A 2,168-nucleotide genomic window follows, 5' to 3' on the forward strand; every position below is an offset into this window, starting at 1 on the left:
GGGCATCGGGTTACGGTTGATGACGCGGGTGACGTGGACCACGATCGGCGCCATGACCAGGCAAATGGCATCATTGACGAGGAAGGCCGACAGCACGCCGGTCAGCAGCGTCACCATCACCAAGAGCATGAACGGCGCGTGCGCATGTTCGATGGCGATGGCGCCAAGACCGCGAAAGGCGCCCGAGACCTTCAGATGCGCCACCACGATCATCATGCCGAGCAGAAGCGTGATGGTGTCGAAATTGATCGCGCGGTAGGCATCCTCCATGCTGATCGCGCCAATGGCGATCATCGCCGCGCCGCCAAGCAGCGCGATACCCGCCCGGTCGAGACGCAGGCCAGGGATGCGGCCAATGGCGACGCCGGCATAGGTCAGGACCAGGATCAGCAGTGCCGCCGCGCCCATCAATGTCATCGGTAAGGAGCCCCGCTCGATCTGGTGGCGCCGATGCGGTCCGCCCGGTGGTTCTTTTGCATGTCGGCTTTGGCGATGTCGAGATGACAAACGGAGTGGGCAGACCGTGGTTCCGCAGGTCGGTATCGCTAACGTCGATAGAAATCCAGCCGCTGCCGCAATGCCTGTGGCGAAAACAGCTGGTCGACGGTCTGCCGCGCCTTGTCGCCTACTCTCGCCCGCAGCGCCGGATCGGCTTTGAGCTCGGCCAGGATTAGCGCCGCCTGTTGCGTCGTCTCGAACAGAAAGCCGTTTTCGCCATGGCTGATATGGTCGGCGTAGCCGCCATGCGAATGGCAGACCACGGGCAGACCGCAGGCCATCGCCTCGAACACCACGCGGCCGAACGTCTCCACATGCGAGCCGGTGCGATAGTAGAAGACGTCGAGCGTCGGCAGGAACTGTTCGGCGGGAAATTGGCCCTGCGACAGCAGTTCGAGTTGCGGATGTGGCGCGAGCCTGTCCTTGAGCGGCATGCCGCCCTGGATCCGCACCGCAACGCCGTCGGCCAGCAAGGCCTCGTAGAGCGCAATGTCGTCGGCATGATGCTTGTCCGCCGTGTCGCGGCTCAGCCGCCCCACCGTGAACGGTCGATCCGACTTTGCCGGCCGCGGGGAGAAGCGATCGATATCGATCGGCGACGGATGCACGACGCCTTCGACCCGCAGCATGCGCTTCTGAAAATCGGAGATCAGCACCAGTTCGGCGTCGGGCCAGCCCAGCAGGCGTGGCATGCGCGTCGTCAGCGCGATGACCTTCGGGTGAAAGGTGTTGAAGACATAGATCAGCCGGCGCGGCCGCGCGATCAGGTAAGGCCATATCTTGTTGCGCCAATGCGCGCCGAGGAAGACATAGGTGCCGCCGTCCGGCACGTCGCGCGTTGCCGGCGAGACACGGCGAACCGGAAATTGTCGCATCAGCTCGTCGGAGACGCGCGATGAGGTTGCCCACAGACGCACCTGTTGGTCGGCACTCAACAGCCGATACAGGTCCAGGGTTTCGCGCTCGCTGCCGCCAAACGGGTTCTGAAAGCCGTTGAACAAATGGATCATGCGTTGCGCTTACCTGGGCGGCCCGGATGCCGGAGGAAGCACACCGACAAGAAGGCGTCAAGGAAAGCGGTCGACGTCAGCCATCACGCGCGGCAAGGCAGCGGTCAATGCATCGTGGCGACGCTGGGCTGGGGCACCTGCGAGGCGACTTCCGTCGGGTCGAAGCTGACCTGATCGCGTCCATTCGACTTGGCGGCATAGAGCCGTCTGTCGGCGGCGGAAAAGATCGCCTCGTAAGTCGTCGGCCCGCTGAAGCTGGTGCCGCCTATCGAGACGGAAAGCGGACAGGCGCGGCCGCCGGGCGAAAAGTCCATTTCGCGAATGCGTCGGCGAATGCCTTCGGCAACCAGCCAGGATTGCGAGGGGTCGACACCGGGAAGGAACACGCCGAACTCCTCGCCGCCGATGCGGCCGACGATATCGCTGCCGCGCAGTTGCCCCTTGATCGCCTGCGCGATCAGCTTGAGCGCCTGGTCGCCGCAGTCGTGGCCGAGGCGGTCGTTGATCAACTTGAAATGGTCGGCGTCGATGATCAGCAAAGCGCCGGAACGGGTATCTTCCTGCTTGCGGGTCTGCTCGAGATAGGCCTCGACCAGCATCGAGAAGGCGCCGCGGTTCAGCACTGCCGTCAGACTATCGGTCGCGGCAACGATGCTGAGA

3 protein-coding genes are annotated in these 2,168 nt (G+C 63.9%); all 3 read right to left on the minus strand.

Annotated elements, in window-relative coordinates; translation table 11 throughout:
• Positions 1-417, minus strand: a 417-nt coding sequence (locus AC1DX0_RS34955; RefSeq protein WP_477358969.1) for an SLC13 family permease, incomplete at its 3' end; no start/stop codon positions are given.
• Between the two features lie 128 nt (positions 418-545).
• Positions 546-1,508: a glycosyltransferase family 4 protein gene (locus AC1DX0_RS34960; protein ID WP_477219289.1), complete on the minus strand. Its 963-nt coding sequence runs from the start codon at positions 1,506-1,508 to the stop codon at positions 546-548.
• A 104-nt stretch (positions 1,509-1,612) separates the two neighbouring features.
• Positions 1,613-2,168, minus strand: a 556-nt coding sequence (locus AC1DX0_RS34965) for a GGDEF domain-containing protein (RefSeq protein ID WP_477358972.1), incomplete at its 5' end; no start/stop codon positions are given.

It is taken from the genome of Mesorhizobium sp. P3_A9, assembly GCF_056402975.1.

Excerpts from the sequence above, each read along its gene's own strand:
- AC1DX0_RS34960 (WP_477219289.1), bottom strand. The coding sequence starts at position 1,508 with ATGATCCATTTGTTCAACGGCTTTCAGAACCCGTTTGGCGGCAGCGAG.